Raw genomic sequence first — 17790 nt, 5'->3', positions numbered from 1 at the left:
CGTTTTGAGTTCTGGGCCAAGAGCGCACTTCTTTACCCCCAGTTCCTAGCTCCTAGTCCCTAGCCCCTCTCTTCCAATGATTACCAACATTGCCATTCACGGTGCCGCAGGTCGCATGGGACGCAGGCTCGTCGCGCTCGGCAGCGTCGATCCCGAACTAAGAATCGTCGCCGCGGTGGAGTATCCCCAGCATCCTGAGATGGGTAAAGACGCGGGTTTGCTCGCCGGCGTGAATGCGCTGGGCGTTCCTCTGACTGGCTCCTTGCACGGCGACGTGCAGGCTGTGATCGACTTCTCGGTCCCCGAAGGGGCGAGCAACATCATCGATGCCTGCCTTAGCCGCAAGGTTCCGCTGGTGATGGCGACGACCGGACTGGCGAACGACATCAAAGCCCGGCTGAATGCCGCGTCGAACGAAATTCCTATCGTCTGGTCGCCGAGCATGAGCACTACAGTAAATCTGGCCATGAAACTCGTCGCTACCGCCGGCATGGTACTGAAGAACACTAGCAGCGGCGTCGATGTCGAAATCATCGAGCGGCATCACCGCTTCAAGGAAGACTCGCCCAGCGGGACGGCTCTTAAGTTCGGCGAGATTGTCGCCGCCACGATGGGACAGACCGAGCATCGCCACGGCCGCGATGGCGCCGTCGGCAAGCGACCACTCAACGAAATCGGTTATCACGCGGTGCGCACCGGCGACAACCCGGGCGAGCACACCATCATCTTCGGCCTGCTCGGCGAAACGCTGGAGATCAACGTCAAAGCTTCGAACCGCGATTGCTACGCTCTCGGCGCGCTGCAGGCCGCCAAGTTTGCTGCCCAGCAAAAGCCCGGCATGTACAACATGTACGACGTGTTGGGACTGTAAGAAACCTTAGAGTTTTGAGTTCAGAGACACGAGGAAAGTATGTCGGAGTCCTTCCGGTCTCAAAACTCAGAACTTAGAACTCAAAACGTGCCCCTGTCTCTCAGCCAATGCGCTACCCTCGCCTGCCTGCTGGAAGCGACGGCTCCCAAGGTGGGCAATGTGCACCGGGGGGCGGATTTCGACGAGTTGACGTTTGCCGATTTTGTGGTGAGCGCTGTGGCGATTGGCCCAGCCATGCAGCGGGCTCGCGAGGTTGGCGTCGGCGCGGCAGTGCTGCAAGCGATTACAGCCACGCGCACGCTGGTGCCGACAAACACCAATTTGGGCATGGTCCTGCTCATCGCGCCGCTGGCTGCGGTTCCAGCCGGTGAGCCCTTAGTCAGTGGCATCTCAGCCATTCTGCAAAGCCTCACGCCGCGCGACAGTGAACTTGTCTACGAGGCGATTCGCCTCGCCCAGCCCGGCGGCTTGGGCGAAACAAAGGAAATGGACCTCGCCGGCCCAGCGCCGGAAAACTTGCTCGCGGCGATGCACCTGGCAGCCGAGCGTGACCTGGTCGCCAAGCAATATGCGACGAATTTCGAGTTAGTCCTGGGCGAGATCCTCCCTAGCTTGCTCCGTGGGCAAGAGTACGGCTGGTCGCTGCAAGACAATCTGATTCGCGAGCATGTCCGGCTGCTCAGCGAACATCCCGATAGTCTCATCGTCCGCAAGTGCGGCCCCGAAATCGCCGCCCGCACGTGCGCTTATGCGGCCCAAGTCCTCAACGCTGGCCAACCCGGCGACGACCACTATCACGAAGCCCTGGCCGATCTCGACTTCTGGCTCCGCAGCGATGGCCACGAGCGCAATCCCGGCACCACTGCCGACCTACTCGCCGCCGCCCTCTTCGCCGGCCTGCGCGAGGGCTTGCTCAAGCCGCCGTATCGGTAAATTTGATTTTCTGACAGGTCGGTCTTTTACGACTTGATCTCAAAAATCGCTTCCACTTCCACTGCGGCACCGGTGGGGAGCGCGGCGAAGCCGAGGGCCGAGCGGGCATGAAAGCCGTCGGTGGTCTTGCCGAAGATTTCGTGGAACAGGTCAGAACAGCCATTGATGACCAAATGTTGCTCGGTAAAGCTGGGGGCCGAATAGACACAGCCCAGCACCTTGAGCACCTTGAGGCCGTTGAGTGTGCCATGGGCCTGATGCACCGAGCGGAGGATCTTCACCGCGCACTCGCGGGCCGCTTTGTACCCTTCGTCAATCGTCAGTCCCGTGCCGAGCACGCCCTTGGTATCGCTGACGTGGCCGGACGTAATCAGCAAGTTACCGGTCTTTACGCACATGTTCAGATAACCGGCGGGCTGTTCAACAAAGGTGATGCCGACGGATTGTGCTTTTTCGGTGGGAGTCATGGCGATGCTCGCGAGTGAAAAGTGAGGTTGGATGATCCGAATGAAGGCCGCCATTGTATGCTCGCCGAGCGCGCAAAAAAACCGGCGATGAATACTCACCGCCGGTGCCTCTAGTTTTTGATGTGGACGCGACCTGACGAGCTTACATCTCGCTCATGTAATTCGCCTTCGGTCGCGATTCTTCATCCGTCGGCATACCGTACCGATCCCACGCGCTGCCGCGGCTGCGATTCGAAACCCGTTCGGCCTTGCGTGCGCACTCGATGCAATCGGCCACGTAAGGAACTGCCCGCAGGCGTTCGGTGCCGATCGAACTATCGCACGTGTCGCACTTGCCGTAGCGGCCGATTTCGACGCGCTCGAGCGCGGCATCGATCTGCTTCAGTTCGCGGCTTTCGAAGTCGGCCAATTGCGAACGCATGGCCGCGTGTTCGCTATCGACGCTCACGTCGATCTCATCGCCCACGCCCGATTGCACGCTATCACGCAGTTCGTTGACTTCGCCAGCCAGGTACCGGCGCAGTTCCTGTCGACGCTGAGTCAATCGTTGCTGCATCATTCGAACAAAGTCACTGCGTTTCATCTTATCTCTTCTCCCTGGTACAGGCTCATCGCCCTCGACTGCCTGCACCTAAAAGGTTGCTCCAGTCTTCTACCTCCTTGCATTTCAGGTGCCGAATCCTCCGGACCATCGCTGCCGTCATCAGCAACTACGATATGTTAGCGCCGTCGGTTCGCCCGGCTATGGACAAACCCCCCGATTGCGGTTAAGCGCCGTGGTCACCAAAAACAGCTCGTTTCTCGTCACAAAACCGTTCGTCGTGGCAACGGCGTCAGGGTAGAATGCGAGCCATCACTCGCCTTTCTGCCCTCCCCAACTCAACCGGCACGCTGGTTTTGCAATGCTCGGTTCGCTTCTTACCCAGTGGACAATCCGCCTGGCGCTGGCCTGTTTTGCTGCCTATTTGGCAGGAAACCTGCTAGGTCTTGCCCGTTGTGCGAGCATTGACCAGACAGCAGAACCGCGGGCTAAGTTCACTGCGAATCGCAACCGGGCCTTTCGCTGGCTGCGCTGGATTTGGACGGCAGGCTGCCTATTATTCATTGCCCATGTCGTGTGCGCGTTTCAGTTCACGCATCACTGGAGCCACACGCACGCCTGGGAACATACGGCGGCCGAAACCAAACGGATGTTGGGTGTGGCCTTCGGCGACGGCATTTACTTCAGCTATATCTTCTTGCTGCTGTGGGTCGCCGACGTCGCCTGCCTTTGGCTGGCCATTCGCCGGCCAGGTTGGGTTGTAGCAGCGGTTTACTTGTTTCTGTTTTTTATTGCCTTCAACGGGGCCATTGTGTTTGAATCTGGGCCCACTCGACCTGTCGGGATCGTGGTCGTCACCGCCATGCTGCCGCTGCTGGTTCTGTTTGTTTGGAAGCAGTGGCGAGACCTGGCAACCAGCCAGAAGTTTCAACGGACTACTACCGGCAAAGAGCCTTTGCCGTCCGGCAATGCGGAGTGCGAAGCATGACGCTGCGGAAAATCGCCTATCTGACGTCGGGGGCGGCCGGCATGTTCTGCGGCAGTTGCCTCAACGACAACGCCGTGGCTCGCGAGCTGTTGGCCCTCGGTCACGATGTGCAACTGGTCCCGCTCTATACGCCGATCCGCACCGACGACCAGGATGTGAGTCTCGACCAGGTCTTCTTCGGCGGGATCAATGTCTATCTGCAGCAGCAGACATCCCTCTTTCGCTGGTTGCCAAGCTGGCTCGATCGCTGGATCGACCGCCCCTGGATCATCGACCTCGCGACGCGGTTCGGCGGCAAGCTCGACTATCAAAAACTGGGCGGGCTCGCCGTCTCGATGTTGCGGGGCGAACAGGGTTTTCAAAGCAAAGAAGTCCATCGCCTGGTCGATTGGCTGGCTGGCGAAGCCCAGCCCGAGATTGTCATCTTCAGCAACATCCTCACCGCGGGCTGTGTGCCGGAACTCAAACGCCGCCTCCCTGCCAAAGTCCTCGTGCTGCTGCAAGGAGACGATATCTTTCTCCGCGAATTGAAGCCCGCCGATCTCCAGCAGGCACTGGCCGAGATTCGCCGCCTGAGCGACCACGTCGATGGGTTTCTCGCCCACAGCAGGTACTACGCCGATGCCATGAGCGAATTCCTGGGCATCGATCGCGCTAAGATTTACCTCCTGCCGCTCGGTGTGCATGGCAGCGATCTCGTGCCGGACGTGACCGTTGATCCCACGACTGCGGGAACAACGTCTCGACCGCCTACCGTCGGCTATCTCGCCCGTCTGGCACCTGAGAAAGGGCTGCACATCCTGGCCGAAGCGTGGCTCCGGTTGCGGAAGATGCCAGGGACCGAAAACGCCCAGCTGAAAATTGCCGGCTGGATGGGAGCGCAGAATCACGACTACGCGCATTCTATTTTTCAGCAGTTCGATAAAGTGGGTCTGCGTGACGAGTACGAATACCTGGGAGAAGTCGACCGGGCCGGCAAGCTGCATCTACTCCGTTCGATTGACGTCCTCTCGGTCCCCACGACCTATCAGGAACCCAAAGGGCTCTTCGTGCTCGAAGCGCTGGCCGCTGGTGTGCCCGTCGTTCAGCCCGCGCATGGGGCATTTCCCGAAATGCTAACGGAGCTGGGCGGCGGACTGTTGCACCGCCCCGAAGACGCCCATCATCTGGCCGAGCGCTTGCACGAAATGCTGACCAATCCCGAACTGCACCAGCAGTTGCGCGAACGGGGACAAATCGCCGTGCTCGAGCGGCGGACCAACCGCGTCGCCGCCGAAGTGCTGCTCGAGATCCTTGAGCGCGTGGCCCCGCCCGTGGGACAGGCATCTTGCCTGTCATGCACTTCGCCGTAATCTCGACAGGCTGGAAGCCTATCCCACGGAAAAAACCCCACGCGCATAAAAAGAGCCCGCAGCAGAACTACGGGCTTCTTAAAGTGCGGTCGAGAGGGTTTGAACCTCCACGCCATTGCTGGCGCCAGCCCCTCAAGCTGGTGCGTCTGCCAATTCCGCCACGACCGCGTGCCGAAGTTCTAGTCTAAGTTATCCCGCTCGGGCGTCAAGGGAAGTGCCGAATGTAGCTATCACGCGGCTTGGGGGGCCAAATTCCTGCCCCCTCTCACCTTGTCACCTGGTCGCCCGGCGCGGCTATGATGCTTTTCAATTCCCACAACCTGCTAAACCCACGAGCCTCCCCATGATCCAGCCCGAACGCCTGCTGCAGCGGTTTCTCCGGTATGTGCAACTCGATACCACCGCCGGTGAGCCAGGCGGCACCTATCCCAGTTCGCCCGGCCAGTTGGTGCTGGGGCGAATGCTCTCGATCGAACTCAAGGAAATGGGACTCGCCGACGTTGAGTTCACCACCGAAGGGCTCGTCTATGCGACCGTCCCGAGCACGCTCGATGCTGCGGGGACCGTCGCCGCGCCCGTCGTCGCCTTCAACGCCCACGTCGATACCTCTCCCGAGACGACAGGCAAGAATGTCCGCCCGCAGGTCATTCGTAAGTACGCCGGTGGCGACATTCGCCTCCCCGCTGATCAAACCCGCGTGATCACGCTCAAGGAGAATCCGGAACTCGAGCACCTGAAGGGGAAGACCCTCGTTACCACCGACGGCACCACGCTCCTTGGTGCCGACGATAAGTCGGGAATCGCCGTCATCATGGAGATGGCCCAGCACTTGCTCGAGCAGCCCGAATTGGAGCATGGCCCGGTCCGAATTCTGTTCACCTGCGACGAAGAAATCGGCCACGGCATCGACCACGTCGACCTGCACAAACTGAATGCCACCGTCTGCTACACGCTCGATGGGAGCGGAGCCAACGAAATCGACGTCGAAACATTCTCCGCCGACCTGGCTACCGTCCGCGTGACTGGCATCAACATTCATCCGTCGATTGGCAAGGGTCGCATGGTCAACGCCCTCCGCGCGGTCGGCACGTTTCTCGATCGTTTGCCCCGCGCCGGTCATTCGCCCGAAACGACTGCTGGCCGTGAAGGCTTCCTGCATCCCTATGATCTGACCGGCGGTGTAGCCGAAGCCAGTTTGAAAGTCCTGCTGCGCGACTTCGATACTGCCGGCCTCACCACCAAGGCCGAACTGCTGCAGAAGTTGGCCAGCGAAGTCGAGCAAGAACATCCGGGCTGCAAGGTGAACGTCCACATCAAGAAGCAATATCGCAACCTGGGCGATGGCCTTGCCAAGGAGCCCCGCGCGGCCGCTTATGCCGACCTAGCTCACACCCGCCTCGGCCGCGAAGCCAAGCTGACCATCATTCGCGGCGGCACCGACGGCTCGCAGCTAACCGAGCGCGGCCTTCCCACCCCCAACCTCTCGACCGGCGAACACAACCCACACTCGCCCCTCGAATGGACCTGCCTCGAAGAAATGGTCGCCGCCACCGAAGTCTGCAGCGAGCTCGTGCAAGTGTGGGCCGAACGGAAGTAACTTCCTCGCGCAAATCTGAACCGAGCGATTTTAGTGCAGGCCAACCAACCCCGCTCGCGACGTAACTTCGCGCGAGCCATTGAAATCTCCACCAACTTGTCCAACTATCGGCCATTCTTTCGGGTGGTCAACCAGCGCATTTCCCGAGGGAAACAACTCCTCAGTAAGCCAATTCTTGAACACCACCCGAAAGAACTATTCGCAACTTACGTCGATACCCTCGGCTCTATTTGGGTTGCGTTCACGCCAGCACGATGTCGGGGGTCGGGAGGTTTTTCGGACGCGACCCAAGCGCGGTTAACCGAGCCGCTTGCGGCCGCTGAACTGCTGCTCCGGCAACTTCGCAGTTCACCCGCGCAAGCGCGGTTGACCAGTTGAGACTGAACGCTCGTTGGACTGATTGCCCGGTCAATCATCAAACCTTCAACTGGAGCGAAACCGCTCTGCTGCAGCAGCTTCGAACATTGACCGGCAAGAAGCACCGGCTTACGCTACCACTTTTGCTGCGCAAGAGAATAACTAGTTATGCGTAGAGAATTAGCGTGAATTCTGACACCGACGATCTTGTGCCCGTCTTCATGCCAGCGCTTGTGGTTCTTCTTGTCCACGCGGAAGACAAGAAAGGCACGCCTTTGACACGGGACGAAGTTCACGCGATTCGCGACAGCGGGGCCTGCATCATGATGGAAGCCGATGATGCCCGCAAAATGGACGATAGCCGCGGATACCGTGACATCGATCCGGAAAACTGCTGGCATGATTGGCAAATGGCTCGCCGCGACATGGGCCGCAAACCGGACATTGATCCCGGTCCACGCTTCGACCATGTCCGATCAGGTGACCCGGCATATCAGCAAACAATTTTGGACGCCCAAGAATCGATCGAGCGGTTTCGCGCAATGCTTCCATCGGACGGTACGCCACGGCCCGACGCTCTCATCAAGACAAAACTTGTGGATGGCGATAACAGCGCATTCATGTGGCTCAACAACACCGCTACTGAAGGCGACAACTTCACTGCAGAACTGTTCGAAGTTCCGGACACTCTTCCGAACTACACAACCGGCATTCGACACGTCGTGATACTCGAAGAATTGATGGACTGGATGGTCAACGAGAACGGCCGCCTCACTGGTGGTTTCTCCTTGCGGTACAATCGTGCTCGTATGTCTGACGCCGAAAAGCTAGACTTTGATCGTCATATCGGTGTCACAGAATACGCATAACCAAGCAATGCACCCGAGCCGCGAAGTCGGGCGTTTTCAAGTGGACAATCTCTCGTCGCGGCCGGGTGATTGCGGTCGTTAGTCGGCAGGAGCAACTCGTGAGTCCGGTGCCGTCAAAGATCGCGGGAGCCGCCGTCATCTGCTACACGCCGGGTGCCACTGGCTTTGCCAGTGCTGACTTGCGACACAAAGATCGATGTGCGGCCGAAACTTGACATCTCGCCTTTTCGCACAGGGCAACGCGTTGGCAAAAGGTACAATCTCCCACTTTCAGCGATCCATCCACTCGCCCGCACAGACCAGGCTCTGGCTGAGCCAGTGGCACCCAACGCCGTGAACCCTTTTTAGGCAGCGGTCGTGAGGTAGCGGGCGCGATGGATTTGGGACTTGGTAGCGAGTAGGAACTCGGGAGAGCCAGCGGGCGGGTCGGGACGTTTTTTGCGAGGATAGTTGCGGCTGGATTTGTTGGCTCGCTCGTAGGTGTCGCGCACTGCTTGAGGGAGTTGGTGGGGGAGCGATTGTTGCCGAGCCAGCGGATGTCGATAGTCGCGCATCAGCCGCCGATACGTGCGCCAGACGCCCGCTAGGCTGAGTTGAGTAGGATCTAGTTGTACGCGCGTCGCTTGGACCTGAGCATCGAGCGCCATGCTCCATAGTCCCAGCAGCGACCACTCCAACTCCAAACGCGCATGCGCGGCATTGGTGCTGCGAAGTTTGCGGCGCTGATACGTTTGCTTCAAGTGGCGAAAGAAGAGTTCCACGCCCCAGCGACGACGGTAAACGTCGAGGACTTGTCCGCGCGATAATTCTTCTTCTCCGACGCTGGTGAGCAAGTAGACCGGATACTTTCCACCAGTGGCCACGACGAGGCGTAACACGAGCGGCGGCTGACTGCGACGGGCAGCACGATCGGGCCAGAGATACACCGTGCCAACGACTTCGCGGGAGAAGCCCAGCTTGTACAGCAGACGCACATTCGAACCGACTCGCACCAGGAAATGGCGACCACTGTTAACAACGGCGCGCAGACAATCGTAACCCACGAAGCCAGCATCGGCGGTGATCAGGGCATTGCTCGGAAGTTCGTCGAGCATCGCCAACCAATGCTCGCGCTCGCTACTGCCGGTCGGACCGATTCGCCACGACCAAGGCAGTCCTGTGCCGACGTGAAACAGCAGGGTCAACCACATTTGCGGGACGCTTGCCTTGCGCGAGTGAATCGCGGTGCGCGGTTTCTGGCGACGATTGCGTTTGAGTTTTCGTCCCTTACCATCGCGAACCGGAGCATGTGCCGCCTCGTGTGACTTGCTTCGCGGCACGTCGACTCGGCTGCCATCAATGCCGAAGAGGACCAGGCCATGAACTCGCCAAAGGGTGGGTAATGCACGCTGCATCTGCCGTCGAAACGTCACCTGCAATACGCCGACCAGCAGCACCGTCCAACGCAGCAGCAACTTCATGAAGGCTTGCACCGAACTGGCAAACTCCTGTTGCGGCGCAAACAGAAATTGAGCTAATCTGCGGGCAGCAAAGAAGCGGTCCCCCAGCGTGAGTTCATCCGACCAAGCCCAGAGCAACGCCGTGGCCGCCAATTGCCGTGGGCCCCACGTGCAGTCGTCACGAAACCGAATCGCACCCCAGTCCCCCTCGCCGAGCAATCGCTCCAGTGACTGCTTGAGCTGATCCGCTTGGAACTCGGCAACGACAACCTGACTTCGACCTTGCTGACTTCGACTAGGGTCTTGATGCGACATTCCCGAATCCTTTCGGGTGAGCGGTGAACGATCCTTTCGCGGTGAGAAACGAAAGCATCGCCACTAACCTCAATCGCATCAAGACTTTTTCACTCTCGCCAAAAAGGGTTCACGGCGTTGAGTGGCACCCGGCGCAAAGATTGCCCGAACGATTATCAAGCCGCCAACGGGAGCGAAACCGCTCTGCCGCAACGGCTTCGAACATTGACCGGCAAGAAGCACAGGCTTACGCTATCGCTATTGCTGCACAAGAGAATAACTAGTTCTGTCGAGAACTGCGCAGATGCCATCGCTTCACGACCTCATCACTGCAGTCAGAGCCGCTGCCGAGGGTGAGCCTGATGCGATGATCACGTTGACCCATCACTCCGACGACAGCAAATGGGCGCAGCTACTTCCGGAACAGATCAATCTGTCCTATCCGTTTTGCCAATCTCCAACTGACCTAATTGCAGAACGGAACTTCCCACACAACGAGAAAGCAGACGCTGGTTTGTGGGATGCAGGATTGTTTGCCGACTTTAATACGTCCTCAATGACAGTTGATCAACTTGTTCAGTTTCTAGACGCGTATCTCGCCGCCGCATTCGGAACCTCAAGTCTTGACGATTTCGCGGTCTCATTCGACGTCGCAGAACGTGGCACGATCACCGCTGAATCAAAATCGGAATTTCTTCGGAAGATCGTCGAGCTAAAGCGATATTTTGAAGGCAGGCCAAATCGAAACTAGGTGTAATCAAAACAACCCTCCATCAGAACAATCCGTTGCACCGGAGCACAGGCAACGTTCAATTGGAAAATCAAAATCATTCACCGCCGCCCGGTGAACGGAAACGTTCGGCGAGCAATGAAGATCGTCATGAAGTGGCTTCCCATCACTGTGGTTTTCCTGATTGCTGGTTGCAGTAGTCAAGAATTGCCGACATCGCAAACACCATCACCTCCGAAAACCATGACCGAAAAATCCAGCTGGAACGACACAGCACGAAGTGACCTCCGTGAGACTCTTCAGAATTGCGTTGTAGGCGAGGTTCGTTTGTCAAAATCTGGCCACGATGACATCATCCAGTCCTGCCGTGAGGTCTATATTGAGGACGAGTGTCCAGAGGATGAATGGGAGTCGTTTGTTCGCTTCGCGTCAGACGAACTAAAGAAGGCTGAAGCCGCACATGCGGCGGCACAGGCTACATGGCCGCCCGAGACAGATTGCGACCGCCTCGATCAGGTCGAAGCGGCCTTGCGAGATCGCGGCATTCTTCTGTGGCAAGCATCGCCTTGCTGCGACACTTGTACGGGTGGCGAACTTCCTGATCGGATTCATGAGCTAGAACGGCGATATCCCGGTTTCCGGAATAAGGTGTGTGGTTACACCTTTTTTATCGATCAGAATATGGCCGACATGCTCGCGGAAGACACTAATATTTCTGTCTACCTCGGGTATGGTTGGCTATCGCAAGAGGAATCTAGCGTTGCGCCGGATGTCTACGAAGCGAATGCTCTCGACATCGCCAGGGAAGTTTGCGATTGCCTCCGCAAGCATGGTTTCAAATCGAATTGGGACGGAAGTTTCTCGAAGAAAATAGGTATCTCTCTCAATTGGCAGCGTCGAGCGATGCTGCAGTAGTGTCACGGGAACCATCGTCGGGTGCCACTGGTTTTGCCAGTGCTGACTTGCGACACAAAGATCGATGTGCAGCCGAAACTTGACATCTCGCCTTTTCGCACAGGGCAACGCGTTGGCAAAAGGTAAAATCTCTCACTTTCAGCGATCCATCCACTCACCCACGCAGACTGGGCACTGGCCACGCCAGTGGTACTCTACAACAAATTGAATTTTGATTTTACCTTCCTCTTTGGCGGATCAGACCATGCACCGAACCTGTGGCTGCCTCATGCTGATGCTTTGCGGCGTTATGGCAAATGCTCAAGATGCGCCCACGGCCTCACGCCCTGCCAGCGAAGCGCTGCTGAAGAAGATCTTGGGCGCGGGAACGCCGGAGCCGATTCGGCTGTGGGAGGGAGAGCCGCCGAAGTTTTTGAAGGATGGTCCAGCTGAGGAAGTGGACGATCATGGGCGAATCAAGTTGGTAACGGTGCCAACCATCAGCGTCTATTTGCCGCCAGCAGAGAAGCGGACGGGGCAAGCGATTGTTGTTTGTGCGGGGGGCGGGTACGGCGGGCTCGATTGGCGGACGCACGTTGTTTATGCAGCCGATGTGTTTGTGCCCAAAGGGGTCGCAATCATCGGGCTGAAGTACCGTCTGCGGCCGCCGCACAAGGTCGACAATGCCGGGATTCAACAGTTGACGTTGCTCGATGCTCAGCGGGCAATCAGACTCGTCCGCTCGCGGGCGAAAGAGTGGGGGCTCGATCCCCAGCAGATCGGCATCGCCGGTTACTCAGCAGGTGCCAACCTGGCGATGAATGCAGCTGCCAACTTCGACGCCGGCGATCCCGAATCAGCCGATCCGATTGAACGAATCAGTTGTCGGCCCGATTTTGCAGTCGGTCTGGCCACGTGGCATTGGCGGCAAAAGGAATCGCCGTTCACGTTCCGTGCTGACTCTCCACCGGTCTTTTTGGTGCATGCCACTAACGACGGCATCAACGGTGGCGGTGCTCCGATCGAACTTCCTCGCGAAATTGAAGCCGACCTCACCAGGCTCAAAGTCCCGGTCCATTTTGCCGTCTTCGATGAAGGTGCTCACGGCGTCGGCAACTTGATTCCCCAGCGAGTAAAGAACGGCTTTGCTCCTGCTAAGTGGCCCGAGTTGTTGCTGGAATGGTTGAAGAAAAAATAGGGCGGGGATTTCTCCGTCACGGAGTGACGGAGCTACGGGGAAGAGTTTGCAGCCACGAGATGTATTCGTGAACGCCCTCGGCGATTGCGACGCGGGGCGAGTAGCCGAGCAGGCGGCGCGACTTGGTGAGATCGGCATGCGTGAGCGGCAGGTCTTCGCCGCGCGGGGGCAGGTATTCGATTTGTGCGCGGCGGCCAGCAGCCTGCTCGATGAGGTTGATGAGGTGTCGCATCGCAATCGGTTGGTCGTGCCCCAGGTTGAGGCATTCGCCGGCGACGTGCGGCGCGGTGAGCGCACTGAGAATGCCGCGGCAAATATCGCTAACGTGCGTGAAATCGCGGAGCACACTCCCATCGCCAAAGAGGGGAAGCGGTTCGCCCGCGAGTATTTTGCGGGCGAACGTAGCCAGCGATAACTCCGGTCGCAACCGCGGGCCATAAACATTGAACAAGCGCAGCGCAACGAACGGCACCTGGTGCAGGCGGAAATAATTCAGCCCGAGAAGTTCCGCAGCCCGCTTGCTCACGCCGTAAGGACTCGCTGGAACGCCCAGGGGCGCATCCTCGACGAACGGCGCGGCGACTCCCTGACCATACACGGTCGACGAACTGCTGAAGAGAAACCGCTCGACCGGATTCGCCCGGGCCGCTTCGAGCAGCGAGAGCGTGCCTTGCACGTTGTTGTGCAACACCTCGGCTGGCTGGCGCACGCTATAGGGCACGCCGGGCGAACCGCCCAGATGAATCACGTGGCGGAACCGTTCGGTCGCGAACAGCCGGGCCATCGCCGGGGCATCGCAGAAATCGGCTTCGATAATTTTAACCTGGGGAAGAACCGCTAACTCGGCGGCGCTGGCTCGCTTCAATGGAGGGTCGTAATAAGAATTGAAGTTGTCGAGCGCGACAATTCGTTCGTAACCGGCAGCAGCCAGCGCGCGGCAAAGGTGACTGCCGATGAAACCTGCCCCACCCGTCACGAGAACCGTCATAACCTGCCCTGTGCCTGTTCTTCAAAAAGCGAACCGTCGACTCAATGATATACTGGATGGATGCCGCTGGTGCGGGAATCGAAGTGCTGGCAATCGACGCTGGCGCATTACCTTCGCTGGTGCGCCGGCCAGGCTGAGTTGCTCGCCCCCCGCCCTTAGCCACGCAAAACTAACGAGTTGTTCGAGTGCCCTTAGCTTTCAAAACGCGGCTGCTTCTTCTGTCGGTGATGGCCGCTGCCTATTGGGCACTGATCTTCACGCTGACGCACGTGCCGCTGTCATTTCCCGGACCCGTGGGTTCGCTCGATAAGTTGCAGCACGGCAGCGCGTTCTTTGGTCTGGCCGTGTTACTTTGTTCAGCCTATGGCGCTTGGCGGCCGCACGATACGTTGGGCTACATCTGGGTCTTCATCGCCATTGCCGCCTATGGTGCCATCGATGAAATCACGCAGGGATTTGTTCCCTATCGCTATCCCGATTTCTTCGATTGGTTAGCCGATGTGGGGGGCGCTGCGGTGGGAGTCGGTTTGATGTTTTTAGTGGCGGCCTTTTGGCCCGCGCGGGCTGCTGCAGCGGCGGCCGTGGCCTCGGCCGATGTTAAGACGCGATAGATTTGCTGCGGTGGTCGCGGTCGCTTTTTGTCCTTCCACTGAGTGTCGGGGCCGAGGCGAACTTCTTCTTTCAGCACGCGGTCGGCCACTAACTTGTCGATCTGCTTTGCCGAAAAGCGCGGGTCGTAGCCATAGTTGCCCGGACTCAGATAGCGCCGCAGTTCGCTCCAATCGACGCTCACATAGCGGACGCCCCGTTCTTCAAACGCAGCCCGTTGTTCCTCGGGCTGTTTATCTGCCGTCCAATTGGTGAACAGGCAATCGTCGAAACACGTGTTGTAAAAGATGTTCGTCCGCTGCGGCTGACCGGGCAAATCCCAAACGCGCGCACCGCCGACAAGGAGCACTCCTTCATCGATGGCGACGTAATCGTTGATCCAGCGCTCGGCCGGCGAAAGCCGCTGTGGTTGCGGATTTCGCTCGTCCGTGTGTAACGGGTCGCTGCGCAAATGTTGCAGCGCGACGAACCAGCGCGGGTCGGCAACACCCCATGTGCCCAAGGTGAATATCAGGCTGTACACCAAACCGACGAACAGAAAACTCCGCGCGATCAGCGGGCCAGCTTGCTCCTTCGCATAGGCATAGCCATATCCCGCCAGGAGTGCAGCGAGGGGCAACGTAGGGACCAAGAATCGCTCGAGCCGATGGGTCACCAAGAACCAGGCAGCGAGCGCAAACGAGAACACACCAATCGCCAGCAAGGGGAAACGAAGCGAGGGACCTTGCTCCGGAGCGTGCCATAGCCACTGCCTCACAATCGACCAGCAGCCCAGCAGCAACAGCGGCAGCAAAAGCGGACTCGCATTGGCTCCGCGAAACATGAATTGACTGAGCCCGCCATAAAGCTGCGCCAGCGTAAAACGCCGGCCTTGCTCATCCTGCGGGACTGCGTGCGCTTTGACCCAGCGCGCGTCTTTTTCTGGCGTGCGCGTTTCTCCCCCCAACGACTTCGCGAGGAGCGGATAAAACGGATTGCCGGTTTGCACTTTGTTTTTCACATACCAGAGCGAACCGCCGGCAAACAGACCAATCAGCAGCAACAGCAGCCCCATCGCCGCATGACCAAACCGATTGAGCCGGAACGTGCTCGTTCGGTTTGTACCGCGGAGTCCGAGTTTGCGCATCAAGGTTTCGACAAACAGCGGCAGCACGACAAAAATCAGCGCGGGATATTTGATTGCCGAAGCTGCGCCGGCAAAGAAGCCAGAAAGTATCAGTGCCCGCCAATCGCCGGTTTCACTCTTGTGCCAGACCCACCAGGTTGCCAGCAAATAATAACCAAGCGCGGCATCGTTCAAGCCGCTGAGCGAAACGTGCGCGACCCACGGCAGCGAAAGATAGCAGACTGCCGCAACAAGTCCGACCTTCGGCAACTGACTACGGCGACCGATGCACCAGAGCAACACGGCCGTCAGTGGCGCGAATAGTGACATCAACGTTTTGGCGGTCAGTCCGCCGAGCCACCAGGCACCATCACCCCCGCCGAGAATGGTCGTCGCGGTGATGGCCTGCACTTCAGCACCCAGCGGCATGTTGGCATAAATGTTGTGCGGCAGAAAATCGATCTGCCCGCGCTGCAACCATTCCTTGGGCGCTTGCAGGTGATACTCGCGCACATCGAAGTCCCACGGAGGCAACATGCCACCGAACAAATAAGGCAAGCTCAGCAGGCCAATGATCCAGCCCGCAGAGCGCTCGGACCATGCAGCTTTTGCTGCCGGCGGTTGATCGTCTTCACCAGTCGCTGGCGGAGCTTCGCCGGGGCGAATCAACTGATAAATCATGGCCGGTAAAGTGAGCAGTCCGAAGAGAACTCCCAGCCAGATCCACCATGGCTGGTGAAGCGAGCCGGGGATCAGGCCAACCGCCAGGACGTAGAGCGACGCCAGATTCAGCCCAGCGCCGATTGAGAGCGTGATGTGTTCGAGTTTGTCGAGCGAGCCTTTCTTTGTCAGCAGTGTGACCAGTAGCGAACCGGGGCCGAGGCTGGCGACGACGATGAGCAATGCCGTGAGCAGAATTGGCCCCCGATCCAACAGCGAGACCGTTGCCGAGGGATCGTTGCTGCCGAACCACTCCCCGATCCAGATTTCGGGGCTGAAGACCAGCATCAGCACTTCGCTGCGCACCAGTGAGTAATCGAGAAACTGCCAAAGCCAAAAGAATAGTGCGGTGGCAATGGCTGCCGCCAAGGCCGACCAGCGCAGGCCGATGCGTTGGATCAAATCTTCGCCGTCGAGCGGGGCTGTTGCGCCCGGTTGGTCGCTGAGGGTCCGCCGTTTGGGTTGTCGCGGTTTCGGCATTCACCGAATCCTTCTTTGGTTTGGTCGTCTGTGAGCCGGAAGCGTCAGAGCCCGGAGAGTATCGACCCCTGCTGCGGTGAAATCTCCGGGCGCTGACGCTTCCGGCTCAGTAAACTGGGGGGCTATGCTTTTGTAGCGGCTAGGCCGGATAATCGAAACATACCGCACAGCTTGTTGCGGCGGAAACTTGCGGAAAGTTTGAGCCGAATTACGTTGTAGCGGACGCCTTGCGCGCAACCCACCTGATTCCGCGTTTCCATTCCGACTTATTCCCTCCTCGCGACCACCACGCATCAACAACATGGCAGCCACCGCCGAAAACCGCCTGCGCGGCATCTTCACCCCGAACATCGTGCCGCTCACCAGCGACGCCGAGATCAACGAGCCCGAGTTGCGGCGGTATGTCGATTGGCTCATCGACCACGGCGTGCATGGGCTCTATCCCAACGGCAGCACCGGCGAATTCACCCGCTTCACCGTCGAAGAGCGGCGGCGAATCATCGAGATCATGGCCGACCAGACGCGCGGCCGTGTGCCAATTCTGGCAGGTGCCGCCGAAGCCAACGCCCGCGAAACGATCAAGGCTTGCGAGTATTATCACACGCTGGGCTGCCGCGCAGTGGCGATTGTTTCGCCTTTCTACTACAAGCTGTCGCCGGCCGGCGTGTATGCCTATTTCAAAGAGATCGCTGACAACAGCCCGATCGATATCACGCTCTACAACATTCCGATGTTCGCTTCGCCCATCGATGTGCCGACGGTGCAGCGCCTGGCCGAAGAATGCCCGCGCGTGATCGCCATTAAAGACAGCTCGGGCGACTTGCCGCACATGATGCGGATGATTGCTGCGGTGCGCAAACTGCGCCCCGATTTCGGCTTTATGACGGGCTGGGATGCCGCGCTGATGCCGATGCTGCTGATCGGTTGCGATGGCGGCACTAACGCCACCAGTGGTGTGGCCCCCGAGATCACCAAGAAGCTGTACGAACTGACGATGGCCGGCAAGATCGACGAAGCTCGCGATCTGCAGTATCGCCTGCTGCCGCTCTTCGACACGATGCTCTACTCGGCCGAATTCCCCGACGGCTTTCGCGCGGCACTTAAGCTCCGCGGCATCGAACCCGGCCCCAGTCGCCAACCAAAATCGGCCGTGCAAGTCGATCAACTTCGCCAACTCAGCGATCAGCTTCAGTGCCTGCTCGCCGCCGAAGGCTTCACCAAAGAGCCCGCAGCTGGCTGCAAAGTTCCTCCCACCGTCGATGCCGATCACGTCGCCCGCATTGTGCAAAACGTCGTCGGCGAACTGCGCAAGCGCGGCATTGCGTAGGCTGCGAGTTCCCCACGTATTCGAAGGCACC

15 protein-coding genes, 1 tRNA gene and 1 pseudogene are annotated in these 17790 nt (G+C 58.9%); 11 read left to right on the top strand and 6 right to left on the bottom strand.

Translation table 11 applies throughout. From position 1 onward, the window contains the following. Positions 1-76: 76 nt before the first annotated feature. Entirely contained in the window at positions 77-871 is a 795-nt protein-coding gene (gene dapB, locus ETAA8_RS01225; protein WP_145083711.1) for a 4-hydroxy-tetrahydrodipicolinate reductase, read from the top strand. An 87-nt stretch (positions 872-958) separates the two neighbouring features. Beyond that, positions 959-1804, top strand: coding sequence for a triphosphoribosyl-dephospho-CoA synthase (locus ETAA8_RS01220; protein ID WP_202921488.1), 846 nt, complete (start codon positions 959-961; stop codon positions 1802-1804). 26 nt (positions 1805-1830) lie between these two features. Here the strand turns inward: ETAA8_RS01220 and ETAA8_RS01215 are convergent, their stop codons facing one another. After that, positions 1831-2271, bottom strand: coding sequence for a RidA family protein (locus ETAA8_RS01215; RefSeq protein ID WP_145083705.1), 441 nt, complete (start codon positions 2269-2271; stop codon positions 1831-1833). Between the two features lie 142 nt (positions 2272-2413). Beyond that, positions 2414-2854 (bottom strand): TraR/DksA family transcriptional regulator, encoded by a 441-nt coding sequence (locus tag ETAA8_RS01210; protein WP_145083702.1) that lies wholly within the window; start codon positions 2852-2854, stop codon positions 2414-2416. A gap of 319 nt (positions 2855-3173) precedes the next feature. Between ETAA8_RS01210 and ETAA8_RS01205 the strand changes: the two genes are divergently transcribed. Both ETAA8_RS01205 and ETAA8_RS01200 read left to right on the top strand, forming a co-directional pair. Next, positions 3174-3800 (top strand): hypothetical protein, encoded by a 627-nt coding sequence (locus tag ETAA8_RS01205; protein WP_145083699.1) that lies wholly within the window; start codon positions 3174-3176, stop codon positions 3798-3800. Further along, on the top strand, positions 3797-5152 hold the full coding sequence (locus ETAA8_RS01200) for a glycosyltransferase family 4 protein (RefSeq protein WP_145083696.1): 1356 nt from the start codon (positions 3797-3799) through the stop codon (positions 5150-5152). The genes ETAA8_RS01205 and ETAA8_RS01200 overlap by 4 nt, the downstream gene beginning before the upstream one ends. Positions 5153-5236: 84 nt before the next feature. On the opposite strand, the gene ETAA8_RS01195 is transcribed toward ETAA8_RS01200, so the two are convergent. Next, positions 5237-5320 (bottom strand) — tRNA-Leu (locus tag ETAA8_RS01195). A 175-nt stretch (positions 5321-5495) separates the two neighbouring features. On the opposite strand from ETAA8_RS01195, the gene pepT reads away from it, so the two are divergent. Then, the gene (gene pepT, locus ETAA8_RS01190) at positions 5496-6749 is read left to right on the top strand and encodes a peptidase T (RefSeq protein WP_145083692.1); all 1254 of its coding nucleotides are present in this window, start codon (positions 5496-5498) and stop codon (positions 6747-6749) included. A 542-nt stretch (positions 6750-7291) separates the two neighbouring features. After that, positions 7292-7975, top strand: coding sequence for a DUF2314 domain-containing protein (locus ETAA8_RS01185; protein ID WP_238397653.1), 684 nt, complete (start codon positions 7292-7294; stop codon positions 7973-7975). Between the two features lie 344 nt (positions 7976-8319). On the opposite strand, the gene ETAA8_RS01180 is transcribed toward ETAA8_RS01185, so the two are convergent. Further along, positions 8320-9729 (bottom strand): transposase, encoded by a 1410-nt coding sequence (locus ETAA8_RS01180; protein ID WP_145083689.1) that lies wholly within the window; start codon positions 9727-9729, stop codon positions 8320-8322. A gap of 283 nt (positions 9730-10012) precedes the next feature. Here ETAA8_RS01180 and ETAA8_RS01175 point away from each other — a divergent pair, with 283 nt between their 5' ends. The 3 genes from ETAA8_RS01175 (at position 10013) to ETAA8_RS01165 (ending at position 12530) form a co-directional block, all read left to right on the top strand. Then, positions 10013-10459, top strand: a complete 447-nt coding sequence (locus ETAA8_RS01175; protein ID WP_145083684.1) for a hypothetical protein — start codon at positions 10013-10015, stop codon at positions 10457-10459. A 129-nt stretch (positions 10460-10588) separates the two neighbouring features. After that, positions 10589-11353, top strand: coding sequence for a DUF6891 domain-containing protein (locus tag ETAA8_RS01170; RefSeq protein ID WP_145083681.1), 765 nt, complete (start codon positions 10589-10591; stop codon positions 11351-11353). Positions 11354-11597: 244 nt separating this feature from the next. Next, a complete protein-coding gene (locus ETAA8_RS01165; RefSeq protein WP_145083678.1) occupies positions 11598-12530 on the top strand; it encodes an alpha/beta hydrolase in 933 nt (310 codons plus the stop codon). 16 nt (positions 12531-12546) lie between these two features. Here the strand turns inward: ETAA8_RS01165 and ETAA8_RS01160 are convergent, their stop codons facing one another. Next, positions 12547-13518 carry an NAD-dependent epimerase/dehydratase family protein gene (locus ETAA8_RS01160; RefSeq protein WP_145083675.1) on the bottom strand — a complete coding sequence of 324 codons (972 nt, stop codon included), beginning with the start codon at positions 13516-13518 and terminating at the stop codon, positions 12547-12549. A 185-nt stretch (positions 13519-13703) separates the two neighbouring features. Here ETAA8_RS01160 and ETAA8_RS35155 point away from each other — a divergent pair, with 185 nt between their 5' ends. Then, entirely contained in the window at positions 13704-14129 is a 426-nt protein-coding gene (locus ETAA8_RS35155) for a VanZ family protein (protein WP_145083672.1), read from the top strand. Between the two features lie 1145 nt (positions 14130-15274). Here the strand turns inward: ETAA8_RS35155 and ETAA8_RS35150 are convergent. Further along, a pseudogene (locus ETAA8_RS35150) lies at positions 15275-15562 on the bottom strand (glycosyltransferase family 39 protein); the annotation flags it as partial. A 1171-nt stretch (positions 15563-16733) separates the two neighbouring features. Between ETAA8_RS35150 and ETAA8_RS01145 the strand changes: the two are divergent. Beyond that, positions 16734-17759, top strand: a complete 1026-nt coding sequence (locus ETAA8_RS01145; RefSeq protein ID WP_145083667.1) for a dihydrodipicolinate synthase family protein — start codon at positions 16734-16736, stop codon at positions 17757-17759. The last annotated feature ends 31 nt before the right edge of the window (positions 17760-17790 follow it).

It is taken from the genome of Anatilimnocola aggregata (assembly GCF_007747655.1).
GTDB lineage: Bacteria > Planctomycetota > Planctomycetia > Pirellulales > Pirellulaceae > Anatilimnocola > Anatilimnocola aggregata.
The sequence above is the reverse complement of the archived record's forward strand: the minus strand, read 5'-3'. Positions and strand labels throughout refer to the sequence as shown.

Bases quoted from the DNA above. Each gene is read 5' to 3' on its own strand.
- ETAA8_RS01175 (WP_145083684.1), top strand. From the start codon at position 10,013: ATGCCATCGCTTCACGACCTCATCACTGCAGTCAGAGCCGCTGCCGAG.
- ETAA8_RS01210 (WP_145083702.1), bottom strand. From the start codon at position 2,854: ATGAAACGCAGTGACTTTGTTCGAATGATGCAGCAACGATTGACTCAG.
- ETAA8_RS01165 (WP_145083678.1), top strand. From the start codon at position 11,598: ATGCACCGAACCTGTGGCTGCCTCATGCTGATGCTTTGCGGCGTTATG.
- ETAA8_RS01205 (WP_145083699.1), top strand. From the start codon at position 3,174: ATGCTCGGTTCGCTTCTTACCCAGTGGACAATCCGCCTGGCGCTGGCC.
- ETAA8_RS01160 (WP_145083675.1), bottom strand. From the start codon at position 13,518: ATGACGGTTCTCGTGACGGGTGGGGCAGGTTTCATCGGCAGTCACCTT.
- dapB (WP_145083711.1), top strand. From the start codon at position 77: ATGATTACCAACATTGCCATTCACGGTGCCGCAGGTCGCATGGGACGC.
- pepT (WP_145083692.1), top strand. From the start codon at position 5,496: ATGATCCAGCCCGAACGCCTGCTGCAGCGGTTTCTCCGGTATGTGCAA.
- ETAA8_RS01215 (WP_145083705.1), bottom strand. From the start codon at position 2,271: ATGACTCCCACCGAAAAAGCACAATCCGTCGGCATCACCTTTGTTGAA.
- ETAA8_RS01180 (WP_145083689.1), bottom strand. From the start codon at position 9,729: ATGTCGCATCAAGACCCTAGTCGAAGTCAGCAAGGTCGAAGTCAGGTT.
- ETAA8_RS01200 (WP_145083696.1), top strand. From the start codon at position 3,797: ATGACGCTGCGGAAAATCGCCTATCTGACGTCGGGGGCGGCCGGCATG.
- ETAA8_RS01170 (WP_145083681.1), top strand. From the start codon at position 10,589: ATGAAGTGGCTTCCCATCACTGTGGTTTTCCTGATTGCTGGTTGCAGT.
- ETAA8_RS01145 (WP_145083667.1), top strand. From the start codon at position 16,734: ATGGCAGCCACCGCCGAAAACCGCCTGCGCGGCATCTTCACCCCGAAC.